Genomic DNA, 26860 nt, shown 5'->3' on the forward strand with positions numbered 1-26860 from the left:
CAAGGCGGCAAAACCGTGCCGACGACGCGTCAGTCGGCAGCCATCGCCTCGCGAAGGCTGCGCGGCCGCATGTCGGTCCAGTGCTCCTCGACGTAGGCCAGGCAGTCGGCGCGGGTGCTCTCGCCGAACACGACCCGCCAGCCAGCCGGGACGTCGACGAACGTCGGCCACAGACTGTATTGGTCCTCGTGGTTGACCAACACGAAGAAGGAGCCGTTGTCGTCATCGAATGGGTTGGTACTCATCACTTCTCCTGATAGGCCGTTCGGGGGTGGTGAAGTCTGCGCCGAGGATCCGGTCAGACAGCAGCCCGAGGCAACTGAGGTTGGGGAAGCCGGGCCCCTGGGTCAGTCCGGCCAGCCCGGGCAGGAACAACTTCGGCGCGACACCGCTGACCGCGAGGTCGTGGCCAATGGCTTCCTGTAAGGGTTCCCCGGTCAACGGGCCGCCCAGCCCGAGTTCCAGCAGATCGAGTGCATCCTGGCCAAGCAGCGGCACGAACCAGAGCCCGTCGGCGCCGGAGCCGTCGATCACCAGATCGAAGCCGTGCACGGTCTCCAGCGCTTCGACGCCTCGATTTGTGCTCAGCGTCAAGCGAATTCGCTCATCGCGGGCCACCGCATGGGCGACCCTGCCGCGCAGGTGCCGAATCCTGTCGTCAGCCAGCAACGCCTCCTGCACGCGTGCGGAGAACACGCCGCGGTCTGTGCGCATCAACGCATCCCGCCGCTCGACCGGCGTCAGGCTGGACCAATCGGTCGGATCCGAGTACAGCGTGTTCTCGAAGAAACCCTCTCCGCGGGTGAACAACGTCACCTGCGGGGAGATGACGGTGATGGTCGAAACCCGGTGCCGGAAAAGCTCGTTGAGGATCGACGCCGCGGTCTCGCCGCCGCCGATCACGGCGACGCGTTCGGCGTTCAGCAGTTCGTGCTGGGCGGCGCGGCGCCAGAACTGCGCGATGGACAGCACTCGCGGATGGCCGGGCAGGATCGACCGCTCGGCCTGGCCGGGCCCGGTGATCATCACCGCGTCGGCGTTCACGGTCTGATCGGCGGTGTGCAGCGCCCAGCGCCGACCCTTGACCGCGATCCGGCGGACTTCGCCCGCGACGACGGCCATTTCGACGTTGTCGGCCACCCAGCGCAGGTACTGACTCCATCGGCGATGAGTCGGTGCGGGCCTGCCGCGGTCCACCCATTCGGCGAACTGGCCAGTGCCGATCAGGTACGACTGCCAGCTGTGCCGGATCATCCGGTCGTCGAGTTCGGCGTTACGGCCGGCCACCAGCGAGGAGCGGTACGGAAACCCGACATCCTTCTCGGGACTGGTGCCCAACCGATGTTGGCCGTCGGTCCAGCCGCCGTCCGGACGCCAGTTGGCTGCGACGCCACTGCGTTCGACCGCGACGACGTCGGGCACGTCGACACCCATCGCACGCAGTTCGGCGGCCTTGGCGGCGACGGCCACGGCCTTCGCGCCTGCACCGACAACCGCAAGTGTGGTCATGATGCGACCTCCCGCAACGCGTCCTGCCACATCGACTGCAGCGTCGCGACCTCGTCGGCGGACAAGATGTCGGGCAACGTGCGCCACTGCGTGGCCAACATCGGCGTATCCGCATCCCCGACGATGCCCGCGATGATCGTCAACTCGTAGCGCGCCGCGACGCCCGGTTCGGGCAGCGCCGACACCTTGGCGAGGAGGTCGCGATCCACCCGCAGGCCGTTGCCGCTACCGCCAAAGTGCAAGCGGCCCAAGTAGTTCAGCAACAGCTGCGGCTCGGGGTACGCCCGCAGCCGCTCTGCGGTGTCCGGCCGCAGGTACCGCAGCAGGCCGTAGTCGATGCCGTCGCCCGCAATCTTGGTGATCGCCTCTGGCGTGTCAATCCTCAGCGGGTAAACCGCGCTCAGCAGACCAACAGTGTCCGAGGTGTCGGCGTCGTCGGTGATGGCGTCGGCGCGACCGTGCGTTTCGATCGCCAGCAGCGGTATCCCCGGCTGCTGCCCGCGATGCCGCCGCCAGTTGCTCACCATCTGCGCCGCGGCCGCCGCCAACAGCTGGGTGATCGGCCGTTTCGCACCGAGCAGCCGGGCCGTCACGTCGGGGTCGGTTGCGCACATGGTGACGGCGGCGTCGCCGACGCGATCGGTGGTGGGCTGGACCCGGCGCGCACCCAGATCCGGGTCCTCGCCCTCGAGTTGGGCCACCCAGAAGTCACACGTGTCGAGTTGCGCGGCACGCTCGGTCAGCAGCTTCGACCAACGCCGGTGTCTGGTGTGCTCCTGCACCGGTGCGAAACGGCGGCCGGCGGCCAGCGCGCGCCACGCGGCGTCGAGTTCACCGAGGACGATGCGCCACGATGCCGGATCCATGGCCAGCACATGCGCCGTGAGCACCAGCACGCCTGCCTCGCGCAACCAGACGGCGTCCAGCAGCACACCGTTCTCCGGGTCGAGGCGGTCGACGGATTGGCGGGCCACCTCGGCGACGGTTTCCGTCAGGTCGCCGGTGACGGCCGCTTCGACGAGCGCGACGGTGCCGTCATGTGCGACGAGCGTCATGGTGTCGCGGTCCAACCGGCTTCGCAGTACCTCGTGACCGTCGATCACGTTCTGCAGCAGCGTTTCCAACTGCTCGCGGGTGACGCCGGGCGGCAATCGGATTGCTTCGGTCTGCGCCAGCCGGCGCGGTTCGCCGTATTCGTAGAGCCAGCGCGCATTGGACAGCAGCGTGATCGGGCCGCCCTCGTCGTCGGCGACGCCGGGGCGCACCGATTCGTTGTCGATGGCCGCCGCGAGTTCACGGATGGTGCCGCACTCGAGCATCAGCCGGGCCCGCAGTGCGATACCGCGTTGCCGCGCCGCCTGCACCACCGACAGCGCGACGATGCTGTCGAGGCCCTGGCGCACGTAGTCGGTGGCGACGTCGATGTGATCGGACTCCAGGACCTCGGCCATCAACTCGGCGAGGGCCGTCTCGGTCGGTGTTTCCGGCTGTGCCACAGCCAAATCCGTATCGTGCTGCCGCATCGCGAGAGCGGCCTCGTCGACTTTGCCGTGTGCCGTCAGCGGCATCTCGTCGAGGACGACGATGTGATGCGGAACCATGTAGCGCGGCAACCGCTTTGACAGCATCGCCCGCAGTTCGGCCACCTCGGGCGGGGGGTCGGCTGCGACGTACGCGGTCAACCGCGGCGCAGCGCCTTGCCGTTTCACCGTGACGTGCGCGTGCCGCACCGATGGATGGGTGTGCAGTACCGCCGCGATTTCGGCGGGCTCGACGCGGAATCCGCGGATCTTGACCTGTGCGTCGGACCGGCCGAGGTACTGCAATGCCCGATCCGGCTGACGTCGCACCACGTCGCCGGTCCGGTACATCCGCTCGCCCGCCACGAACGGATCGGCCACGAATCGAGCCGATGTCTCACCGGGCCTGCCGAGGTAGCCGCGGGTCAACTGTCCGCCGGCGAGGTAGAGCTCGCCGGGCACGCCGATCGGCACCGGTCGCAGCCACGAGTCGAGCACGTAGGCCCGGCTCGCCGCGGTGGGTCGCCCGATGACGGGCGCCTCGTGGTCGGTGATCGCAGCGACGACTGATTCGACCGTGGATTCCGTTGGGCCGTAACAGTTGTAGGCAACCATCCCGGTGCGGACGCATTCGTCACCGATCATGTTCCACGCCGGCATTCCGACCGCCTCGCCGCCGAGCGCCAACACAGCGAGCGGGACCGTCGTCAAGAGGCCGGCAGCACGCAGTTGGCCGAACATCGACGGTGTGGTGTCGAGCATGTCGATGCCGTAGCGGGCGATCGTCTCGACCAACGCCTCGGCATCGCGCTGGGTTTCGTCGTCGATGATGTGCACGGCATGCCCGTCGAGCAGCACGGCAAGCGGTTGCCATGCCGCATCGAAGGTGAACGACCAGGCATGCGCCACCCGAAGCGGGCGACTCAGCCGGGTAGCCGCCGGTCGCAGGATGTTTCGGGCGTGATCTTCGGCATAGGCGAGCAGCGCCTGATGCGTCCCGACGACACCCTTCGGCGTCCCGGTGGTGCCCGAGGTGAAGACGACGTAAGCGGCCTGCCCGGGATGCGTGGCCGCGGGCCGGTAAGCGCCGAGAGGCTCTGCCGCGGTGAAGGTCTCGTCGACGACGACGGCGGCGTCGGTCTGGCGCACGATCTCGGCTGCGCGTTCGGCCGGCATTCCGGGGTCGAGCGGAACGATCACGCCGCCTGCCTTCAGCACACCGAGCATTGCGACGACGTAATCCGGTCCCCGCGAAAGATTGATCGCCACCGGCGTTTCGGGCCGCACTCCGCGGGTGACGAGTGCGGCGGCGACACGGTCGGCCGCCTCATCCAGCTCTCGGTAGGTGTACCGGCCGCCAGCCCAGCTGAGCGCGACCGAGCCGAGCCTGGTGGCGGCGCCGTCGGTGAACCGGGTGTGTACCCCGCCGCCGATCGGAGTGGGCGTTACCGTCGCCGCGCCGCCTTCACCGTCGAGCAGGACGCTGACATCACGAAGCGGATCATCCCAATGCTGGATCAACCGCTGGGTTGTGGTGAGCAGTCGCTGACCGAGCGAGTCGGGGCTCGTCAGTCCCAGCGCGCGGTCGATCACCTCGATCAGCAGTGTCAGCTCGCCGTCGGTGATGTGGGCGGCGACTGTGACCGGGAAGTGCGAAAGGCTTTCCAGCGCCGCGGGCCGGAAGGTCGCCCCGTTGGCCGTGAACTCACCGCCGCCGACCAGCCCGCCGGGCGGGAAGTTCTCGTACACCAACAGGGTGTCGAACATTTCGCCGACGCCTGCGAGCGACCGCAGTTCCGCATGGGCCAGGTAACTGTGGTCACGCAGCTTTGCGCCTTCGCGTTGCAGCGCGATGCACTGTGCACCTACCCGTTCGGCAGGATCGAGCCGCACCCGCAGCGGCACAGTGTTGATGAACAGTCCGACCATCGTTTCCACACCGGTCAGCTCGCCGGGACGGCCCGACACTGTGACACCGAAGATCACGTCGCTGCGGTCGGTCACCGCGGACAGAATTGCGGCCCAAGCCATTTGAACGAGTGTGTTGACGGTGACGCCACGCGCGCGGGCGGCCTCGATCAGGCATCGGGTGGCATCGGGGGCGAGTTTGAGTTCGGTGCGGCGCGGCGTACCGGCGGGCGGCTCGCCCGCGGTCAGCGCGGACGTCATCAGCGTCGGTCCGTCGATTCCGGCGAGATGCTCCCGCCACAGCGAGCGGCTGGTCTCCTGGTCGCGGCGGGCCAACCAGCCGATGTAGTCGCGGTATGGCCTCGGCGGGGGTGGCAGCGCCGCGCCGTCGCCGCCGCACCGGTACAGCGTGATCAATTCGCCGACGAACAGCGGCAGCGACCAGCCGTCGATGATGATGTGGTGCGCGACGATCACCAATCGCCAATGAGAGTCAGGCACTTCGATGAGGACAAAGCGGATCGCCGGACCGTGTTCCAGGTCGAACGGTTGTCGGCGTTCATCGGTGTCAAGCGACTCGACCTCATCGGCCGTCGCCGTGACATGCCGCCATGGCACCTCGACATGCGATGGGACGATCTGAACGGGACGACTCGTTTCAGTGCGCAGAAAGCTCACCCGCAGATTCGGGTGGCGCGCCAACATCGTTGCAGCGCAACGACGCAGCAGGTCAGCGTCGAGGCTGCCGTCGATGTCGGCCGCCATCGCGATCACATAGGGATCGTGTTCGGACAGCGCCGCCATCGAGTAGAGCCCCTGCTGCAGCGGGCTCAACGCCATCACGTCTTCGATCTTTGTGTTCACGTCATACCGTCCTGGGACGACCTCCACAGCGCGGTGACGGCGGCCAGCTCGTCTGCGGACAGGCCGGACGCGGTCATGGGTTCGTGGTGGGTATCGCCGGCGATCGCCTTGCCCGCGTCGTCGACAGCCGCGGCCAGGTCGTGGATTGCGGGGTGTTCGAACACCATTCGCGCAGTCAGCGCCATGCCATTGTCGCGAGCGCGGGCCGCCAACTGCACGGCGAGGATGCTGTCGCCCCCGAGTTCGAAGAAGTCGTCGTAGCGGCCGATTTCGCCGACTCCAAGCACGTCGGCCAGTATCGCGGCCAGCCTGTGTTCGGTGTCGGTGTGTGGCGGTTCGGATGAGTCAACGGGCTTCGGCTGCGGTGTCGTCGCCTGCTCGGTACTGCCGACGAACTCCAGCCGTCCGTCCTCTGTCCAGCGGGCACGTTCCCCGCTGCGGTGCAGCGGCGAGTCGAACGCAGTGCCTGCGTAATGGACGTAGCCGACCACCCCCACCGGAACGGGTTGGTGCTGATCGTCGAGCACGTGGACGTGGGTCATGCCGCGGCTCCAGTCCTCGACCCGTTGCCTCTCGTCAAAGTCAGCGATCTGGATCTGGCGCAGCGTTTGGTCCGGGTCGTCGGCGAATGCGTCGAGAACGCGGCCGAGCCACCGCGTCAGTCGTTCAATCGTGCTGCGCCGGTATAACTCCGGCCGGTAGATCACATGACCGCGATAGCCGTCTGCGGTGGCGAAGAAGTTCACCGACAAGTCGGCGTGCGCGACATCGAACGTCGGTTCCAGCGCGGTGAACGTGGTGGCGCCGTCGACGGTTCCGGTGGGCAGTTCTTCTCGGACGTGCACGACGACCGAGAACAGCGGGTTGCGCGACAGTGACCGCACCGGGCTGACCGCATCGACCATCCGATCGAACGGCAGGTCCTGGTGCGCATAGGCGGCCAGCGCCATCTCGCGTGCGCGGTCCAGGGTCTCGCGCACCGTCGGGTCGCCGCCGAGATCGTTGCGCAGCACCAGGATGTTGACGAAGAACCCGATGAGCTGGTCGAGCTCGGACTCGGTGCGTCCGGCCACCGGCGTGCCCAGCGGAATGTCGGACCCTTCCCCGGCCTTGTGCAGCAGCACGGCAACCGCCGACTGCAACAGCATGAACTCGGTGATGCCCAGCTCCCGCGTGAGGCCGACGAGTTTGGCGCGCGTGGCCGAGTCGACGGTGAACTCGACCGAATCGCCGACTCCGCTCGGTACTGCTGGGCGCGGGAAGTCCGGCCGCAGGGCGACATCCTGCGGCATGCCCTGCAATTGGTGCTTCCAGTATTCGCGTTGTGCTGCAACGATTCCTGCGTCGTCGCCGAGCAGCGCGCCTTGCCATACCGCATAGTCGGCGTATTGGACCGGAAGTGGAGACAACGCCGGTGGTTCGCCGGCGCGGCGCGCGTGGTAGGCGGCCAGCAGGTCGGAGAACAGCACGCCTGCTGACCAGTGGTCTGCAGCGATGTGGTGGACCACCAGCGACAGCACGTGATGCTCCGGAGTCGACAGCACAGCCGCGCGGATCGGCGGTTCGCGCTCGAGGTCGAACGTGTGCCTGCGTTCCCGGTCGAGCTCGGTCTGCAGCCACGCCTCGTCATCGCCGCGGTCGCGCCGCACCGGCACGCCGGTCGGCCGGTTGACGATTTGGTATGGGATGCCGTCGATTTCGCGGTAGGTGGTGCGCAGCGTCTCATGCCGGTCGACGACGTCGGAGACCGCGGCCACCAATGCGTCCACATCGCACGGTCCGGACAGCCGAACAGCGAACGGGATGTTGTTGACTGGGCTGGGCCCGTCGATGCGGTACTGAAACCAGGTACGCAGCTGGGATGCCGACATTTGGCATGGCCCGTCGTGCGGGGTCGCGACCAGTCGGCGTCGGGCCTCATCGCCTGGTGTCCCGGCGTCGATGCGTTCGGCGAGTTGCGCCACCGTGCCGAGTTCGAAGATCTCCCGCACGCCGAGATCGATGCCGCAACGCGAGCGGATCGCAGCGACCAGCTTGGTGGCCAGCAGCGAGTGACCGCCGAGGTCGAAGAATGAATCGTCGGCGCCGACCTGCTCGCGACCGAGCAACTCGGCAAAGAGTTCGGCGAGGGTCTGCTCCGTGCCTGCGGCGGGCTCACGGAACTCCGTGTCGGAGAAGATCTTCGGGGCCGGCAGCGCGTCGCGGTCGATCTTGCCGTGCGCGGTGATCGGGATTTCGTCGAGGACCACGTACCCGGCGGGCGTCATGTAGTCGGGCAGCGCGGCGGCCACCCTGGCTCGGACACGGTCGACGTCGACCGCTTCGGTGTCCGCTGCGGGCGTCAGGTAACCGACCAGGCTCTTGCCGAGATTCGGCAGATCACTGATCACCACGACGGCCTGACCGACGCTGGGGTCGACAGAGATCGCCGCGGCGACCTCGCCGAGTTCGACGCGGAACCCGCGGATCTTGACCTGTTCGTCGGCGCGGCCGACGAATTCGATGTCACCGTCGGCGTTGCGGCGCGCCAGATCACCCGAGCGATACAGCCGCCCGCCGGGGGTGAACGGGTCGGCAACGAACCGTTCGGCGGTCAGCCCCGCCCTGCGGTGATAGCCCCGCGCGACGTGTCCCCCACCGATGTAGATCTCAGCGATCACGCCGACGGGAACGGGTCGTAGTGCGTCGTCCAGCAGGTGAATCTGGGTGTTGATCTTGGGCTTTCCGATCGGCACGATCCGGTTGCCCTGCTTGCCCTCGACCTTGTATCGGGATGCGTTGATCACCGTTTCGGTCGGGCCGTAGAAGTTGTGTAGTAGCGCATCGAAGGTGGCGTGGAACTTGTCGGCGATCTCGCCGGGCAGCGCCTCACCTCCGATCGGCACCCGCTTGAGCGTGCGCCACTGGTTCACGCCGGGCAGCGACAGGAACAGGCTCAACAGGGAGGGAACGAAGTGCATCGAGGTGATGCCCTCGTCATGCAGAAGCTCGGTGAGATAGCCGATGTCGCGAAGCCCATCGGGGCGCGGGATCACCAGCCGCGCACCGCAGGACAGCATGCCGAAGATCTCGGCGATCGAAACGTCGAAGCTGGGTGAGGCGACCTGAAGCAGTCGCTCGTTGTGGTCGATCTGGTATTCGTCGCGGAACCACTCGAAGAACTCGGCCACCGGCCGGTGTGACACCGCGACACCCTTGGGCAAGCCGGTCGATCCCGAGGTGTAGATGAGGTAGGCGGCGTTGTCTGGGTGCACGGGGCGCTCCCGGTCGTTGTCGGTCGGGTTGTCGTCGCGGTGGTCGTCCAGATCGGTAACGGGTTCGCGCAGAACGAGTCTGGGGTCGGAGTCGGTCACGATGAAGTTCAGGCGGTCCTGCGGATACGTCGGGTCGATCGGCAGGTAGACGGCGCCGGCCTTCAGGATGCCCAGCGCGGTGATGACGAGTTCCGGCGATTTGTCGAGCAGCACCGCAACGCGGTCCTCGGTGCCGATGCCCTGCCCGATCAGCCAGTGCGCGAACCGATTCGCGGCCTCATTGATCTCCCGGTAGCTGTAGTGCCGTCCTTCGTAGGCGATCGCGACGGCATCGGGTGTCCGGGCGGCCTGCGCCTCGATGAGCGCGGGCATCGTGGTCGCGGCTACGCCGAACTGCTCACCGACCGATACGTTGCGCAGCCACTCGGAATCCGCGTCGCCCATCAGCGGCAGGTCGCGCAACGGCTGATCCGGGTTGGTGAGGGCAGCTTCCAGCAGCACGGCGAAGTGGTTCACGAGTTGACGGACCAGCCCGGCGTCGAGGATCTCGGTCAGATACTCCGCTTCGACCGTCGCACCGTCGGTGTCGAACTCGATCATGAATCCCAGCGGCAGCTGGGTGTACTGGCCGCGCAGTTCGGCTCGGCGACAGGAGATGCCCCGCGGGCAGAAGCCACCGCCGTCGGCCTCACGGGCTCCGAATGTGACGCGGGCCAGGCGCTCGACACCGTGACGGCGGTCGGGATTGATCTCCCTGACCACTTTGTCCAGGTTGATCCGCTGATGCGCGAAGGCGCCCACTGTGGTGTCGCGGGTCGCGGCGAGCAGTTCGCGGAAGGACTGCGCGGGGTGCGGGCGCAGGCGCAGCGCGACCGTGTTGCCGTAGTAGCCGATGCAGTCGTCGACATCCGCGCCGCGGTTGAGCACCGGAGTCGCGACAAGGAAGTCGTCGGTGTGGGTGTAGCGGTGCACGAGCGCACCGAATGCGGCGAGCAGCACCATGTACGGGGTGGCCGCCGCCTGGCGGGCAAGCGCAGCCGTGCGGTCGACGGCCTGCTTGGACAGCCGCATCGTAGTGCGCTGCGATCGCAAGTTCGTCGGGACGATCGAACCGTTGGGACCCGGAAGTTCCAGTGGTTCAGGCGGATTCGCCAGCGTGTCGCGCCAGTAGGTCAGTTCCTCCGCCTCGGTGTCCGGCCACGGCGCGGCCGATGGGATCGCCGACGGCAGTTCCTCACCCTCGTAGGCACGGGTGAGGTCGGCGAAGAACACGCGCCAGGACCCGTCATCCCAGGCGATGTGATGCGCGACCAAGAGCATTACGTGCTCGCCGGGCCCGGTACGGGCCAGCGTGATGCGCAGCGGCGAATCTGAACTCAGATCGAACGGGGTGGCGAACTCACGCTGGGCGAGCACCTCGAGGCGTAGCGCGCGGGCATGTTCCGACAGCTCGGACAGGTCGTGCTCGGACCATCCGGGTTCGAGGTCGTCGTGGATGGTCAATTGCGGCTCGCCGTCGGCGTCGGCCTGATAGGTGGTGCGCAGCACGCTGTGTCGCCGTGCGACCGCATTCACCGCGTCATGCAGGCGCGCGGTGTCAAGGTCACCGGTGATCCGGTAGGACACGCAGACATTCAGCAGCGCCCCGGTGGCGTCGGCCGACTGGACGAACCACATCCGGCGCTGCCCGTCGGACAGCTCCGTAGTCGACTGCTCAGGCTGCTCTTCGACCCGCAGGCCGCGCTCGTGCAGCCTGCGTCGCAGTAGCTCCAGTCGGATGTCCATCGTGTCAGTCACGCGAGGTGTCCACCTTTTCTGAATTGTCTGGGGCGCCGAGGCGCTCGATCAGCTCGTCGCCGGTGATGCCGCCGAGCAGGTCGGCGAGCGGAACCGACCTGCCGGTGGCGCGGCGCAACCGCTTGCGCAGATCCAGCGCAAGCAGCGAGTCCACGCCCAAATCAAGCAGTGATGCGGAAAGGTCGATGGTTGCGGCGTCGCCGAGATTCAACGCCGCGGCCAGCTCAACCCGCACCCGCGCAGCGTTGTCCACCTCCGATGGCGCTGCATCGACATCGGATTCGCCGCTGCGCCGGCTGCCGAAGAACGTCTGCAAGCGGCCCCGGTCGGCCGCCAGGATCAACGGATCGGCCGGATGGTCACGCAGGCTGGCCTCGATCGCAGCCTCTGGCGTCATCGGCAACAGCCCGGAGCGTTCGATCCGCGTCACCTCTTCGGCGCTGATGATGCCCGCGCCCCACAGCCCATACTTCGCGGAGACGCAGTGCCGTCCCTCGGCCCGTAGCTGCCCGGCCACCACGTCGAGCATCCGGTTGGCCGCCGAGTACGCGGCGTGCCCCTTGCCACCCCACACTCCGGATACCGAGGAGCACAACACGATCCGCGCATCACTTCGCAGTGGCCACAGTTCGGTGATCCAGGCCAGGCCCATCACCTTGGCGGCGACGGTTTTTGTGAATGCCTCGGCGGCGATGGCGTCACACGGTGCAAACGTCGCGGCGCCTGCGGCGTGGATCACCAATGATGCACCCGGGCCACCATATTCGAGCGCCGCGGCGCGCACCTGTTCTGCCGACGTGATGTCGCATCGCGGCGCCACCAGTTCGACGCCGGGCACGCTGAGGGCGTCGGCAGCCACGCCGTTTCGGCTCAGCAGCACGATGCGTCGCGCACCCCGGTTGGCGAGGTACCGGGCGTAGTGCAGGCCCACCGTACCGCTGCCGCCGGTGATCACGACGTCGTCAAGAAGTCCCGCGTCCAACTGCCACGGTTCGGCGGGGTCGACTTCGGGCAGTGCTCGGGTGTAAAGCGTTGGCCCCGAAATCCCTTCGCGAACAGCGACTTCGGCGCCTTCGCCGAGTAACGCCTCGACAACACTGGCCGTCTCCTGGAGATCCCAGGACGTCAGGTCCAGATGCCTGAACGTCTGATCGGGATGCTCGAAGCCGATGCTGCGGTGCATCGCCGCCAGAGCCGCCTGAGCAGGCAACGCAACAGGCTCGTCGGGGCGGACGTGCTCACCGCCGACGGTGACGAGCCAGACATCGCGGCAGGCCGTCCCGATCGCGCCCGCATAGTCGAGTAGTCCGTGTTCGAGGAGCCTCGCGATGTCATCGGCGGCCCGTTCGGTGTCGGGGTGGTCGAGTAGCGGTGCGACCGCGACAAGCATGTCGGCGGCGTGCTGATCGGCCAGTTGGGCGGTGGGATGCGCGTCGATGGCATCACGCATTTGGCCGGCAAGCGGCCCGATCGGCCCGGCCAGCTCCAGCAAAGCGATGCGGCGCACCGCGAGGCCAGGTTCCGATTGTGGCTTCGCTTCCCACTTTTCGGCCGCGATGGTCAGACCGGGCAGCGGGGGCAACGGCTCGGGTGTCGCCCACAGGTGCACCGCATGCATCGGAGCATTCGGAAATCCGGACAGCGGCCGCTGGTGTAGGTCGACAAGCTCGGCCCACCGGTAGCCGGGGTCGGCGACCGCCGCGGCGGCGATGCTGCCGGACAGCACGTCGATCATTGGCTCATCGCGCCGCCCGGATCCGACGGCGACCGGATCGTCGTCTCCGACAAGGTCGCCGAGCGCGAACAGCAGCGCCGGATGCGCGGACAACTCGATGAACCTGCCGGCGCCGTGCTCACGAGCGGCGGCGATCGCGCGGTCGAACCGGACGGTGTTGCGCAGATTCCGATACCAGTAGTCGGCGAAGCCGGTGCCCGGCATGACCACCGATCCGGTCGCCGATCCGATGAATGACACTGGCGCATCGGCGAATTGGGCATGTGGCAGCCGGGCGACCAGATCGGATTGCAGCGGTTCCAGTGCGCTGGTGTGCGCGGGGAAGTTGACGGCGATCTGGCGCGCGAACCTGCCCTCGGCTTCACTGGCGGTCACAATCGCCGTGATCGCGTCGCGGTCCCCCGATACCACCACTGAGGAGCGGGCGTTGACCACCGAGAGCTCCAGCCAGCCCGGCGTGGCATCGATCAACCGCTCGGCCTCGGTCACCGAGATGCCCAGCACAGCCATGCCGTAACGGCCGGGAAGGCCGTCCACCACCTGCGCACGGGCGATGACGATCGCAGCGGCGTCGGCAAGCGTGATCGCTCCGGCGATGTACGCGGCCGCGACCTCACCGAGGCTGTGTCCAACCGTGATTTCGGGAGGGATGCCGCATGTCTTCCACACCCGGGCCAGTCCGGCGGCATGCGTGAATTGCGCGGCCTGCGTCTGAACCTGCGAGAAGTCACCTTCGGTCATCAGGTACGGCAGCGGCGACTCCGCACCGGCGGCGACGAACGCCGCAGCACACGTGTCGACCTCGGCCCGATAGACAGGGAGTTCCCGATACGCCTCGGCGCCCATCGCAGGCCATTGGCTGCCCTGTCCTGGCAGCACGTATGCCGTCCGGAAAGTGCTGGTTTCAGATGAACAGGCCACCAGTGGGTGATCCTCGCCCGCAGCGAGTGCGCGCAGCCCGGCCGCCAACTCGGCGACATTGGCTGCGCGTACCACGGCCCGGTGGCGTCGCAACCGACGCGTGCGGAGCAGCGTGGCGGCGACCGACCGCACATCGGGGCTGCGATCGAGGTAGCGAAGGATCGCCTGCGCGTCCGCGGCGATCAACTCTTCGGCGTGCGCGCTCAGCACGACGGGTGTGCGCCCGTCGGGGAATGCGATCATCAGGCCGCCCGATCTGTTGCGGGCATCGACACGATCACGTGTGCATTCGTTCCACTCATGCCGAAGGCGGACACCGCAGCGTGGCGCTGCCCGGCCGTCGCAGGCCACGGCGTCAGCGTTGTCGCAGGCCGCAATCCCTGGCTGTCCCAATTGATTTCGCGGCTCCGCTCATCCAGGTGCAGGCTGGCAGGTACCGCACCATGCTCGGCGGCGACCAGCACCTTGGCGAGTCCAAGTGCTCCCGCGGCGGCCTGCGAGTGGCCGACGTTGGATTTGACCGATCCGAGCAGCGCGCCACGACCCGGCTCGGTGGTGCCGTATGTCTGTGCCAACGAATGCAATTCGGTGCGGTCACCGAGCTTGGTCCCGGTGCCGTGGCCCTCGACCATGCCGATCGCCTCGGGCCGCACGCCCGCAGTGTCGATTGCCCGGCGAAAGAGCCGCGCCTGCGCGGGCCCGCTGGGTGCGGTCAGGCCGGTGGTGCGGCCGTCCTGGTTGACCGCCGTCGCACGCACCTCGGCCAGCACGCGGCGCCCGTCGCGCACCGCCGCCGACCGGCGCTGCAGAACGAACATCGCTGCGCCTTCCGCCCAGACTGTTCCGCTGGCCTGCGCGCTGTACGGGCGGCAGTGCCCGTCGTCGGACAGGGCGTGTTGTTTGGAGAACTCGACGAAGAAGCCGGGTGAGCCCATCACGCACACCCCGCCGGCCAGCGCCATGTCGCAGTCTCCCGCCCGTAGCGACTGCACGGCGACGTGGAACGCTGCCAACGCCGACGCGCACGACGAATCGATGGTCATCGCAGGGCCTGCCAGCCCGAGCGTGTAGGCGATGCGACCGGATATCACGCCGAGCGCGGTGCCGGTGATCAAATGCCCTGAGTGGTTGGAGAATTCGGCCAGGTCGGGGCCGTAGCCGGTGATCGATGCGCCGACGTAGCAGCCGACGTCGTGGCCTGCGAGATCGTCGGGGTTGATGCCGCTGTTCTCCAGTGCCCGCCAGGCGACACGCATCGCGACCCGCTGCTGCGGATCCATCGCCACGGCCTCGCGCGGTGAGATGCCGAAGAAGACCGGATCGAAAGTGGCCGCCCCCGATAGGAATCCGCCGAGGTCGTGGATGCGTTTGAAACCGTCACGCCGCGAACCGTCGAGCAGGTCACGCACGGACCAACCACGATCGGTCGGGAACGGCACCAACGCTTCTCGTTGCTCGGACAGCAGCGACCAGTAGGACTCTGCGGTGTCCACCCCGCCGGGCGCCTCCAGCGCCATGCCGACGATGACGATGGGATCGGTGCCGTCATCCATGCCATCAGCCATTGACAAGCTCCGCGACGGCGTCGGTGTGTTCGTTGAGATAGAAGTGTCCACCGTCGAACATCAACAGCGTGAAGACACCCTCGGTGTGGGTTTCCCAGCGCTGCAACATGTCTCGGTCTACACGGTGGTCGTGGCTGCCGCCGAGGACGTGGATGTCGGCGTCGATCCGAACGTCGGGAGCACACGAGTAGCGGTTGAACGCCTCGTAGTCGGCGCGCACCGCACGCAGCAGCAGATCGACGAAGTCCTCGTCGGCCAGCAACCGTGGGTCTGTGCCGCCGAGATCGACCATGTCGGCGAGCACAGCTCGACCGGAGGTTGGCAGCGGCGGTGACGCCGAGACTGTCGCGGGAGCCTGGCTGGCAGACACCCACAGTTCGCGAACGTCGACTCCGTGACGTTCTGCGGCACGGGCGAACTCGAACGCCACGATCGCGCCCATGCAGTGGCCGAACAACCGCAATGGGCCTACCCGGCTCCAGTCGCCGGCTTCGAACAGGCCCGTCGCCATCGCTTCCACCGTCTCGGCGGCGGGATGGGTCAGGCGGTCGGCGCGCTGCGGGTACTGCACCACATAAGCGTCAACACCTTTGGCCGCCATGGAGCTTGCCAACCCACGGTAAGCCGCCGCGGCACCGCCTGCGTGCGGGAACACCACTGTCGCGCCACCGCGCTTACCGGGAAACCGTTTGATCCAGGGCTTGAAGTTCAGTTGTGTCGGTTCGTCGATCGCCGTCATGAATTCGATGTCGTTTCAAGAGCGGACAGCACGTCCGCGTTGTCCATGTTCGCGACTTCCAGATACATTTCGGCCACTTGCTCGAGGCGACGGCTGCCTGGTTCGCGCGCGGTGAGCCGCGCTGCAAGGGCCGCAACGGTGCGGGTGGCGAAGATGTCGGCGACCATCACCGTCGGTGTGTCGAGCCAATTGCGAATGCGTGCGACCGCGGTCGTCGCGAGCACCGAATCGCCGCCCAATCCAAAGAAGTCGTCGTCAACACCGACCACGTCGGCACCAACGAGATCGGCAACGATCGATGCCAATGCGGATTCCAGCGGCGTTGACGGCAGCTTCCCGCCACTCGCGAGGTCACCGGTCTTTGCCGCGTCGGCCAGCCGTCTGGCGACTGCGCGCCGGTCGGTCTTGCCGCCGACCGTGAACGGGATGGCCTCGACGATCTCGAAGTGACGCGGAATCATGTGCGCAGCAACGAGTTCGGTGAGGCCACCGCGTAGCTGATCGACCGTCAACGTGGCATCCTCTGCGCCGACGACGGCCGCCAGCATGTCGCCGCCGCGCTCGCCTGCCAGCGGCACGACCGCCGCGACTGCAGCGCGCACGCCCGGTAGCCGCTGTAGCGCAGCCTCGATATCGCCGAGCTCTATGCGGTAGCCGCTGATCTTGACGCGGTGGTCGGCGCGGCCGACGAACTCTAGCGTGCCGTCCGGCCGGTAGCGGGCCAGGTCGCCGGTGCGATACCACGTGCGGCCGAGGTAGGAGACGAACCTGTCGGCTGTGAGGTCTTGGCGGCCGCGATAGCCCCGCGCGATCCCGCGGCCGGTGATCCACAGTTCGCCCGGCACCCAGTCGGGGCAGTCCGCACCGAACGAATTCACCACTCGGCAGGCGTTGTTCGTGAAGGGCACGCCGTAGGGCAGCGCGGTGCAGTGCTCGGGCAGATCACCCGCTTCGTACAGCGTCGCGTGCACCGCGGTCTCCGTCGCTCCGCCGAGGCCCGCGAGCCGAACCCCTGGCGCCTGGGCCTGCAGGCGTCGCACCATCGCGGTGCGGACCCAGTCTCCGCCGGTGGGTACCGCCCGCACCGATCCAAGCCGCCCGTTGCCGACCTCGACCACCATCTCCAGCCAGCCCGGGAGGAAATTCAGCACGGTGACGCCGTGGTCGGCGATCTGCTGTGCCCAGTGATCGGGGTCGCGGCGGTGCGCCTCGTCGACGACGACGATCGTGCCGCCGGCTGTCAGCATGCCGAACACGTCGCACACCGAGAGGTCGCATTCGAGGTGCGACAGGGCGAGGCATCGGTCGGCTGGCCCAATTCCAAAGTAGCCGTTGAGGAATTCGATGGTGTTCATCGCGGCGTCGTGGGTGACCTCGACGCCCTTGGGCTCCCCCGTCGATCCCGAGGTGAACAGCACATAGGCGAGCTCGTCGGGATCGATTGGAGCGGGCTGGAAATCGGTGTCGCGGCGACCCACCCGCAGCGCTTCGTCAATGGTCAGCGCGGGCAGCGTTGTCGGTGGCTGGTGGTCGCCGCAGACCAGTGCCATGCGGACACCGCCGGTTTCGATGATCCGCGCGGCCCGCTCGGCGGGATGGTCGATGCCGATCGGCAGATACACCGCGCCCGCAGTGAGGATGCCGTACAACGCGACGACCTGGTCGGGACACTTGGGCCCCAGCACCGCGACGGTATCGCCGGGTTCGATGCCAGCGACGCGCAGCGCGACCGCAACGGCGAGCACTTGCTCGCGCAGTTCTGCGTATGTCAGTTGTCCCGACGAGCCGATGACCGCGACCGCGTCCGGCCGGGCAGTCGCTGAGACGAAGAATCCGCTGTGCAACGAATTGCCGGTGGGCGCAGCGGTTTTGCTGTTGATCGTGTCGCGAACCGCACGTTGTGCGTCCGTGATGAGGGGTGCGCGCGGCTGTTCCCACGCGATGTCGTCGGAGGCGAGCCGCCGCAGCTCGTCGATGTGCCGGTCGAACATCGCGTCGATGACCCCCGGCCGGAACGCGTCCTCACGGACGTCCCAGTTGACCAGGATGCCGCCGTCGAACTCGGTGACCTGGGCATCGAGAAGCACCTGCGGGCCTTGCGAGTTGATCCACATCGGAGTGCCGAACGCTTCGGTCACCTCCGCGGCGAACAGCTCGCCAAGGCCGAGCGCGCTGGTGAAGACGACCGGCGCGAGCACCTGCGCGCCGCGGTGGCGTCCGAGATCGCGCAACACCGACAGTCCCGGATAGTTCGCGTGCGAGGCGGCAGCGCGAAAGGTGTCCTGCAGGGCGCGTGAACGTGCGGTTGCGGTTGCGGCGGCGGCGAGGTCGACGTCGAGCAACACCGACGAGGTGAAGTCGCCGACAAGTTTGTCCACATCGGGATGGCGCTGCCCGCGGCCGAACATCGGCACGTTGAGTAGGAACCGCGGCTCGGCCGACCAGCCCGCCAACGCGTCGGAGAACGATGCGGCAAGTGCCATCGCAGGCGTGACGCCGCGGCGGCGCGCCGCGGCGAACAGCGCGTCCCGGGTATCGGCATCGAGCCAGGTCCACCGCCGGGTGGTGTGGTGCGGATCCCCCTGCTCGGCAAGGGGAACCAGCGGAAGGCGCGGCGGATCCGGCAGCTCCGGGATCCGCTGCGACCACCACTGCCGGTCGGATTCGGCTGCAGCAGTTGGGACTGGTGCGAGCCGATAGTCGCGATACGTGTAGCCGAGCGCAGGCAATTGGTCGCCGCGATAAAGCGCGGCGAGGTCCGACATCAGGGTCCGGTAGCTCATCGCGTCGGCGGCCTGCATGTCGAGATCGACGTGCAGGCGGCTCTTCCCACCCGGCAGCACCGACAGCGCGAGCTCGAAGACATAGCCCTCGAGTTGCTGATGCGATTTCACGTTGCGGGTGGCAGCGAGCTGTCCTTCGACCTCGTCGGCGGTCAGGCCGCTCAGGTCGACAACGGCAACCGGGTACGGGTCGGGTGCGGGCCCGATCCGTTGGGTGCCGTCGGGCAGGAACTCGACGCGCAGCATCGGGTGGCGTGCGGCCAGTGCGGTCGCGGCACGCTCCAGCCGCCGGAGATCGACGCCCTCGCCGTCGAACTCGACGTAAAGGTGGCCCGCCACACCACCCAATTGCTGATCGCCTTCGCGGCCCACCCACATCGCATGCTGCATCGGAGCAAGCGGAAAAGGCACGCTCGAATCAGTATGGGCAACAGCGGGTTCCGCTACCTCTTCGACGAAGGCTGCCGACGCGACAAGGCCCGACCATGCGCGAATCGACGGATCGGCGGCCAGCGAAGCGAAGTCGACGTCGATGCCTTGTTTGCGCCACCGGCCGGCCAGCGACATCATCCGAATGGAGTCAAGGCCCTGGCTGATGAGGTCGGTGTCGGGGTCGATGTCGTCTGCGCCGACACCGAGAAGTTCGGCGACTTCTGCACGGATCGTCTGCGAATTCGCAGCCGCAACACCCACAAGCCCTCCATTGGTTAGCCTCGCCTTAGTTTGTGGAGGCTACCCTATATTCGAGCCGTGAATAGTCCTACCTTCGTGCCCTTTCCGCCCGAGCGCGCAGCCACCTATCGCGCGGCCGGCCACTGGACCGGTCGGCCGCTGGACTCGGTGCTACGCGACGCTGCGACCGCGTGGCCGGATCGGGTCGCCGTCGTCGACGACTCCGGGAGCCACACATACTCCGAACTTGACGACCTGGCCGACCGGGCCGCGGCGGGGTTTGGTGGCATCGGGATTGCGCCGGGTCAGCGTGTGCTGATGCAACTGCCGAACTCGTGCCGGTTTGCGGTCACGCTTTTCGCGCTGCTGCGCGCGGGAGCCATCCCAGTGATGTGTCTGCCGGGCCATCGGTTGGCGGAGCTGAATCACTTCGCCGAGGTGAGTCAGGCCGTGGCGCTCGTGATCGCCGATACCGCAGCCGGTTTCGACTACCGCGCGATGGCCGACGAACTGGTTCGCACGCATCCGATGAAGATCGTCAGCGAGTTGATCACCGAATCCTCCGCGGTTCCTTCTATTGAAGTGGACACCGCGTCGCCTGCGTTGTTGTTGGTCTCGGGTGGCACGACCGGCGCGCCGAAGCTGATCCCCCGCACGCATGACGACTACGTGTACAACGCGACCGCGAGTGCTGAGTTGTGCGGGTTGACCGCCGACGACGTCTACCTGGTGGCGCTGCCGGCGGCACACAACTTTCCGCTTGCATGCCCTGGGCTGCTGGGCGCGATATCGGTCGGTGCCACAACGGTTTTCACCGCTGACCCGAGCCCGGAGTCGGCGTTCGCCGCGATCGCGCGTCATGGCGTCACCGTCACCGCGTTGGTGCCTGCGCTGGCGAAACTGTGGGCGCAGGCGTGTGAGTGGGAGCCGCAGCGGCCCACCACGTTGCGCTTGCTTCAGGTCGGCGGCGCGAAACTGGGCGCCGATGATGCGCGAGCGGTACGCGAAGCGTTGACGCCGGGCTTGCAGCAGGTGTTCGGCATGGCCGAGGGACTGCTGAACTACACCCGCCTCGGCGACCCGCCTGACATCGTCGACAACACGCAGGGCAGACCGCTTTCCGAACACGACGAGTTGAAAGTGGTCGACGATGCGGGCAACGACGTGGCCCCGGGCGAGGAGGGCGAACTACTAGTGCGGGGGCCATACACGCTGAACGGGTACTTCAACGCCGCCGCCGCCAACGAGCGGTCGTTCACCCCGGACGGCTTTTACCGCACGGGAGATCGGGTGCGCCGCTTCGCGAACGGGTATCTCGAGGTGACGGGTCGGGTGAAGGACGTGATCGTGCGCGGCGGAGAGAACGTGTCGGCGCTCGACCTGGAGGAGCACTTGCTGACGCACCCATCGATCTGGGCAGTGGCCGCCATTGCGGTACCCGACAATTACCTCGGCGAAAAAATCTGTGCCGCCGTCGTTTTCAACGGTTCAGCAGTGGCGCTGCCCGAGCTGAACAGCTTTCTGGACAGTCGCGGCGTCGCCGCGCACGCCCGCCCAGATCTGCTGGTGTCGATGCCGAGTCTGCCCACCACCGCGGTCGGCAAGGTCGACAAGAAGGCGATCGCCAAGCAGCTGGTGCTCGGAAATCGCACCCCGCTGTCATGACCCCTAGTCGAAGCGTCCCGCCTCGATCACACGGAGTACCGCTGCGCCCTCTTCGTCGGAGGCTTCCAAATCCACTTCCACCTCAAAGCCCCAATCGTGGTCGCCCGCCGGATCGTCCAGGATCTGGCGTAGCCGCCACACGTCGGGCTGCCGGTCGATGATCAGCAGTGCCGGACCCCGAGCGTCGGCGCCGATGCCGACGTCGTCGTGCTCGGCGAAGTACGCATCGATGACCTTCTCCCAGCGCTCGGACGTCCACCCAGATGCGCGGTCCAGCTCACCGAGGTCATGCCAGCGCCGCCGCGCGAACAGCTCCACCCGCCGGAACAGTGCGTTGCGGACCATCGCGGTGAACGCTCGTTCGTTGCCGGTCAGCGGGCGCGGCCGAGCCGGGACCGCGACAGGCGTGTCCAGCGGTTGGTCCGGGCTGGTCAGCTGTTCCCACTCGTCGAGCAGACTCGAATCGACTTGGCGCACAAGCTCACCGAGCCACTCGACGATGTCGGTGACCTCCTCGGTCCGCGCGGCGGCCGGCACGCCGGACCGCAATGCCTTGAAAGCGTCGGAGAGGTAGCGCAGGACTGCGCCCTCGGAGCGGGTCAGCCCATAGACGCTGACGAACTCCCGAAAAGTGAAGGCCCGCTCCCACATCTCGCGCACCACGGACTTCGGCGACAGCTGCCCGTCGGCGGCCCACGGGTTGCTCTGCAAATACACCTCGAAGGCGTGGCTCAGCAGCTCGTCGAGCGGCTTGGGATAGGTGACGTCGTCCAGTAGTTCCATTCGCTCGTCGTATTCGATCCCCTCGGCCTTCATTGCTGCGATGGCCTCGCCCCTGGCCTTCTTCAGCTGAGCCGCCAGAATCTGGCGAGGGTCCTCGAGGGTGGCCTCGATGACCGAAACGACATCCAGCGCATAGGTTTCCGATTCCGGGTCGAGCACGCCGACGGCCGCGAGTGCGAATGTCGACAGCGGCTGGTTGAGCGCGAAGTCGGGTGGAAGGTCGACGGTCAGTCGGTAACGCCGCCCGTCGGGCTCGGGTTCGGAAAGCCGCTCGACCACGCCGGCCTGCAAGAGCGATCGGGCGATGCCGATTGCCTCCCTGATGTGCTGCAGTTGTCGCTTGCGTGGTTCGTGGTTCTCGGTGAGCAGCCTACGCATCGCGGCGAACGGGTCACCCGGACGATCGACCACATCGAGGATCATCGCCGTCGACACCCGCATGTTGCTCGTCAGCGGTTCGGGGGCGGCCTCGATCAGCCGCGTCATCGTCGACTCGCTCCACGGCACCATGCCCTCGGGAACCTTGCGCCGCACCAGCTTTCGACGCTTCTTCGGGTCGTCGGCGACCTTCGCGAATTGCTTGAGGTTCTCGACCTCGTGGTCGGGCGCCTGGACGACGACGGTGCCTGCGGTGTCGTAGCCTGCCCGCCCCGCGCGCCCGGCGATCTGGTGGAACTCGCGGGCGTTGAGCAGTCGGGTGCGGACGCCGTCGTACTTCGACAGAGCAGAAAAGACAACGCTCCGGATCGGCACATTGATGCCGACGCCGAGGGTGTCAGTTCCGCAGATGACCTTCAGTAGGCCGGCCTGTGCGAGTTGTTCCACCAGCCGTCGGTACTTGGGCAACATCCCGGCGTGGTGAACGCCGATCCCATGTCGAACCAGCCGCGACAGCGTGGCGCCGAACGCGGTGGAGAACCGGAACGCGCCGATCATGTCGGCGATCGCGGCCTTTGCGTCCTTGGTGGTCACGTTCACGCTCATCAGGGCCTGGGCCCGCTCCAGCGCCGAGGCCTGAGTGAAGTGGACGACGTAGATCGGCGCCTGGTTCGTGTCGAGCAGGTCGGCGATCGTCTCGTGCATCGGCGTGGTCGCGTAGTAGTGATGCAGCGGAACCGGGCGCTCGGCGTTGGCCACCAGCGCCGTCGCCCGGCCGGTGCGGCGGGTCAGGTCCTCGCGGAGAAACGTGACATCGCCGAGCGTCGCCGACATCAGCAGGAATTGCGCCTTCGGCAGCTCGAGCAGCGGCACCTGCCACGCCCAGCCGCGGTCGGGGTCGCCGTAGAAATGAAACTCGTCCATGACCACCAGGCCGATATCGGCATTCGCCCCCTCCCGCAACGCGGTGTTGGCCAGCACCTCGGCCGTGCACGTGATGATCGGCGCGGCCGCGTTCACCGCGGCGTCGCCGGTGAGCATGCCGACGTTGGCTGCCCCGAACACGTCACACAGAGCGAAGAACTTCTCGCTGACCAGCGCCTTGATCGGGGCCGTGTAGTAGCTACGCCGACCGGCGGCCAGCGCCGCGTACAGCGCGCCGGTGGCCACCAGTGACTTACCCGAACCGGTCGGCGTCGCCATCACGACGTTCGCACCGCTGACCAACTCGATGAGCGCTTCCTCCTGCGCCGGGTAGAGCACGGTGCCCTGCGCCTCGGCCCACGCAGCGAAGGAGGCAAACAGCTCGTCGGCGTCGCCGCCCTTCGCGCGCAGGGCGGACAGGTCGCCCGGATCGTCGAGAAGGGCAGGAGCTGTGGTGGACATATTGAAGCTAAGCGTGCCTGACAGGGAGGCTAGTTTGAAATCGTGATCGTCAGAACATGGTCGGCGCGGGCGACGACGTCAGGCGCCGACGCGTATAGCTCGTACTTTCGGCAGACGTTGCTCCCGCAATTGCAAGAACTCGACGGCTTCTCGGGTGCGTTCCTGTTGGCCCGCGATGACGACGGGCTCGTCGAACTGACCGCGCACACGCTTTGGGACTCGCTCGACGCGATCCGCTCCTTCGCAGGCGATGACATCGCGACGGCCGTCGTCGAACCCGAAGCCCTCGCGGTGCTCGAGCACAGCGACACGACCGTCGTTCATCGCGACGTCTTGCTTCACGTTTAGGACATGTCCGACATGGCGGCACGGACGTCCTCGAAGTGGCATGCACCGCTGGCGCGGAACGGCTCGGCGAGTTGCGCGAGGTATCTCACCGGGTAGTGCGGTTTGGCCGCCATCCCGAGATCGCTGCTGTGAAAGCGCCGGTCCCGGTCGAACGAGAATGTGCGAAGCGCGTGATCCCAAACCAACGTGAACAAGCCGAAGTTCACGTCGCCGATCCCCGCCCATTTCAAATGATGGAATCGGTGACCTTCGTTGAGCGCAAGCAGGTATCGCAGTGGGCCGACCCGGTAATCGGCGTTGGAGTGCTGCAACAACAATTGCACGGCGATCAACACCGTCAGCGCGTCAGCGACCGACTTCGGCAGGCCGATGATCAACAGCGGAACGGTGCCCGCCGCCAACTCGACGGCCCCGTGCAGCGGATGCTTCATCAGCCCGTTGAAGCCGTAGAACCGTTTGATGCTGTGGTGCACGGCGTGCAGCCGCCACAGCCAGCCGATCCGGTGACTTGCCATGTGCACCAACGTGATACCCATGTCCGCGACGACGACCGCGTACAACACCTGAAGCAGGAACGGCCACGCCGACGGCCACGACCGATGAAACGGGGTGAGCACCGCCAGCGCCGGAATGACCAGCACGACAAGCAAGAACGCCGACTCGTTGACCACCGCGTGCGCGACGTCTCGTCCGGTGTCGGCTGACCGCCCGTTCCACTCCGCCGCATACGGGATGAGCCGTTCGACGACAAACGACACCGCTATCGCCGCAACGATCAGCAGTGCCATCCACAGTTCAGGCGACGGCGCGCGTGCCAGCAGCACTGCGGCGCCGCCGATGCCGAGCATCATCACCGGCACGAAGCCGTATCGCGCAAGCGAAATCCCCATGCGGCCAGTCTTCGGCCAGGCGACAGCCCGCGCATGTACAGATCCGTCGACATGTGCGGTGCATACTCCCCCTTGTGACATGGTCCGGCATAGCGGTGATCGAGCCTGGCCTGCTCGTCTATCGCGGTGAACTGGGCACGGCTCACACGCACAACCACGCCGCCGTGCAGATCGCGATCGCGGCAACAGGGTCAGTGACGCTCACGGACGGCAGCGGTCGTCGCGGGCACGGTTCGGCGGGGCTGATTCCCGCAGGCGCCGCACACGCCATCGACGGGGGCGCCGCGACGGGACTGATGATCTACGTCGATGCCACCGGCGTGACCGGTCGGCGCTTGGCGGCCTTGTTCAGCGACACTGAGCGAGACGATGTACGCGCGTGGATAGCCGCGGCCCAACACGTCACGACGTACAACGAGGCGATGCCGGTCGAGCAGGCCGCCGAAACGGTCCTCCTGCAGTTGACAGGCCGACACGGGCCGATGGCCGTCGAACCGTCGCATCCAAGCGTCCGCCGCGCCATCGACCTGTTGCCGAACTTGCTGTCCGGGCCGGTCCGGCTCACCGATGTCGCACGCGCGGTGCATCTATCGCCCGATCGTCTCGGCCGTCTCTTCGCACGCGATGTCGGATTGTCGTTCTCGGCCTATGTCCGATGGGCACGGCTCATGCGCGCCATGGAGATCGCCCGCGACGGTGGCACTCTCACCGATGCCGCCCATGGCGCGGGTTTCTCGGACAGCTCACATGCCAACCGCGTGGTGCACGAAATGTTCGGAATCGCTCCGATCATCGCTCGGCGCGGCGTCCGGCTGAGCTGACTAGGCGCGCGGCGGCGGCTGCGCGCCGGCATCCTCCGGATCCACTTCCACCGCATACGAAGTGATCGCAGTGATCTCGTCGCCGCTGAACTCGTAGATGTCGCAACTCGCGACGGCGGTCATCCCGTCGGGGCGGGTGTAACGGGCGAAGGTGTCGACCGCGACGGCGTCCGAACCGGCGACGACCACACACCGGTCGTAGGCCGTCTCGGTGCCTTCGAGGCTTTCGGCGGTGTCGCGGCACGTCTGTCGGACCGCGTCGGCGCCTTCGAGCACCATGTAGCCGACGATCGTCCAGCGCACATCCTTGGCCAGGTACGGCAGCGCGACGTCGAACCGATGCTCGGAGAAAGCGCGGCCGACGGCGCCGGGATCCAATGCCATGTGTCGACGGTAGCGTGAGGCTGTCGATCAGCGGAAAAGGATGGGCGCATGGACCTGGCAGGTGTCGGTGTGTGGAGCAACCAACTGCGCTACGGCGATCCGGGTGAGGCCGCCGATGCCGCTGCTGAGTTGGAGGAACTCGGCTTCACCGCATTGTGGATTCCGGACATCGGCGGCCCGCTGTTCGATTCGATCGACAATCTGCTGACGTCGACCAAACGGGCGGTAGTTGCGACCGGAATCCTCAACCTGTGGATGCACGAACCATCCGACGTCGCCGAGCGATACACCTCGCTGACGAAGGCGCATGGCGAGCGTCTTCTGCTCGGCATCGGTGTCAGTCACGCGCCCTTGATCGACACGCGAGAGCCTGGCCTTTACCGCAGGCCGTTGGCCGCGACGCGCGCGTTCCTCGACGCGATCGATGCCACCGACACACCGGTACCCGTAGAGAACCGGGTACTCGCCGCGCTCGGCCCGAAGATGCTCGAGTTGTCGGCCACGCGGGCCCGTGGCGCGCATCCGTACCTGGTCACACCCGACCACACCCGTACGGCACGTGAGGTGCTCGGCGACGGGCCGTTGTTGCTTCCAGAACAGGCTGTGTTCCTCACCGACAGCCGCGACGAGGCGCGGTCCGTCGGCGCCAATTTTCTGCGTACCTACACGGGCCTGCCGAACTACGCCAACAATCTGCTGCGCTCGGGCTTCACCCAGGACGACCTCGACTCGGTCAGCGACCGCCTGCTCGACGCGATCATCGCGTGGGGTGACGAGGAGGCCGTCGCGCGCCGGGTCGAGGAGCACAAGCAGGCCGGTGCGGACCACGTGTGTGTTCAGGCCCTGACCGCTGAGCCGCTGGCGTTTCCGCGCGAGCAGTGGCGGCGCCTGGCAGCCGCGCTGACATAGCTAGCTGGTTCACACCACGCGCCGCCGAT

At 67.1% G+C, this 26860-nt stretch carries 14 protein-coding genes and 1 pseudogene; 4 read left to right on the forward strand and 11 right to left on the reverse strand.

What is annotated here, in order from left to right:
- Nucleotides 1-29: 29 nt before the first annotated feature.
- The 8 genes from GGC64_RS15035 to GGC64_RS15070 are packed head-to-tail and all read right to left on the reverse strand — an operon-like array spanning nucleotide 30 to nucleotide 19288.
- Nucleotides 30-245: an MbtH family protein gene (locus GGC64_RS15035; protein WP_192723291.1), complete on the reverse strand. Its 216-nt coding sequence runs from the start codon at nucleotides 243-245 to the stop codon at nucleotides 30-32.
- The gene (mbtG, locus tag GGC64_RS15040) at nucleotides 223-1512 is read right to left on the reverse strand and encodes an NADPH-dependent L-lysine N(6)-monooxygenase MbtG (RefSeq protein WP_192723893.1); all 1290 of its coding nucleotides are present in this window, start codon (nucleotides 1510-1512) and stop codon (nucleotides 223-225) included. Before mbtG ends, GGC64_RS15035 begins: the two co-directional genes overlap by 23 nt.
- Nucleotides 1506-5777, reverse strand: coding sequence for a non-ribosomal peptide synthetase (locus GGC64_RS15045; RefSeq protein WP_192723892.1), 4272 nt, complete (start codon nucleotides 5775-5777; stop codon nucleotides 1506-1508). The genes mbtG and GGC64_RS15045 overlap by 7 nt, the downstream gene beginning before the upstream one ends.
- Before the next feature lie 20 nt (nucleotides 5778-5797).
- Nucleotides 5798-10852: an amino acid adenylation domain-containing protein gene (locus GGC64_RS15050; RefSeq protein WP_370582113.1), complete on the reverse strand. Its 5055-nt coding sequence runs from the start codon at nucleotides 10850-10852 to the stop codon at nucleotides 5798-5800.
- Complete coding sequence (gene mbtD, locus GGC64_RS15055; RefSeq protein WP_192723292.1) at nucleotides 10845-13751, reverse strand: mycobactin polyketide synthase MbtD; 2907 nt, start codon at nucleotides 13749-13751, stop codon at nucleotides 10845-10847. Before mbtD ends, GGC64_RS15050 begins: the two co-directional genes overlap by 8 nt.
- Nucleotides 13751-15061 carry a polyketide synthase gene (locus GGC64_RS15060; RefSeq protein ID WP_192723895.1) on the reverse strand — a complete coding sequence of 437 codons (1311 nt, stop codon included), beginning with the start codon at nucleotides 15059-15061 and terminating at the stop codon, nucleotides 13751-13753. The genes mbtD and GGC64_RS15060 overlap by 1 nt, the downstream gene beginning before the upstream one ends.
- Nucleotides 15062-15065: 4 nt before the next feature.
- A complete protein-coding gene (locus GGC64_RS15065) occupies nucleotides 15066-15812 on the reverse strand; it encodes a thioesterase II family protein (RefSeq protein ID WP_192723293.1) in 747 nt (248 codons plus the stop codon).
- Nucleotides 15809-19288, reverse strand: a complete 3480-nt coding sequence (locus GGC64_RS15070) for a non-ribosomal peptide synthetase (RefSeq protein ID WP_192723294.1) — start codon at nucleotides 19286-19288, stop codon at nucleotides 15809-15811. Before GGC64_RS15070 ends, GGC64_RS15065 begins: the two co-directional genes overlap by 4 nt.
- Nucleotides 19289-19345: 57 nt before the next feature.
- On the opposite strand from GGC64_RS15070, the gene GGC64_RS15075 reads away from it, so the two are divergent.
- Complete coding sequence (locus tag GGC64_RS15075) at nucleotides 19346-20932, forward strand: (2,3-dihydroxybenzoyl)adenylate synthase (protein ID WP_370582115.1); 1587 nt, start codon at nucleotides 19346-19348, stop codon at nucleotides 20930-20932.
- 3 nt (nucleotides 20933-20935) lie between these two features.
- Here the strand turns inward: GGC64_RS15075 and GGC64_RS15080 are convergent, their stop codons facing one another.
- Nucleotides 20936-23479 (reverse strand): RNA helicase, encoded by a 2544-nt coding sequence (locus GGC64_RS15080; RefSeq protein WP_192723296.1) that lies wholly within the window; start codon nucleotides 23477-23479, stop codon nucleotides 20936-20938.
- A gap of 42 nt (nucleotides 23480-23521) precedes the next feature.
- Between GGC64_RS15080 and GGC64_RS15085 the strand changes: the two genes are divergently transcribed.
- Nucleotides 23522-23827 (forward strand): hypothetical protein, encoded by a 306-nt coding sequence (locus GGC64_RS15085; protein ID WP_192723297.1) that lies wholly within the window; start codon nucleotides 23522-23524, stop codon nucleotides 23825-23827.
- Here the strand turns inward: GGC64_RS15085 and GGC64_RS15090 are convergent.
- The gene (locus GGC64_RS15090; RefSeq protein WP_192723298.1) at nucleotides 23824-24717 is read right to left on the reverse strand and encodes a sterol desaturase family protein; all 894 of its coding nucleotides are present in this window, start codon (nucleotides 24715-24717) and stop codon (nucleotides 23824-23826) included. The two genes, GGC64_RS15085 and GGC64_RS15090, sit on opposite strands and share 4 nt — an antisense overlap.
- A 33-nt stretch (nucleotides 24718-24750) precedes the next feature.
- Here GGC64_RS15090 and GGC64_RS15095 point away from each other — a divergent pair.
- Nucleotides 24751-25538 (forward strand): annotated as a pseudogene (locus GGC64_RS15095) (helix-turn-helix transcriptional regulator).
- Here GGC64_RS15095 and GGC64_RS15100 read toward each other — a convergent pair.
- Entirely contained in the window at nucleotides 25539-25922 is a 384-nt protein-coding gene (locus GGC64_RS15100) for a nuclear transport factor 2 family protein (RefSeq protein ID WP_192723300.1), read from the reverse strand.
- 48 nt (nucleotides 25923-25970) lie between these two features.
- On the opposite strand from GGC64_RS15100, the gene GGC64_RS15105 reads away from it, so the two are divergent.
- Nucleotides 25971-26831, forward strand: coding sequence for an LLM class F420-dependent oxidoreductase (locus GGC64_RS15105; protein ID WP_192723301.1), 861 nt, complete (start codon nucleotides 25971-25973; stop codon nucleotides 26829-26831).
- Nucleotides 26832-26860 lie beyond the last annotated feature (29 nt).

This window comes from Mycobacterium sp. OAS707 (assembly GCF_014873705.1).
GTDB lineage: Bacteria > Actinomycetota > Actinomycetes > Mycobacteriales > Mycobacteriaceae > Mycobacterium.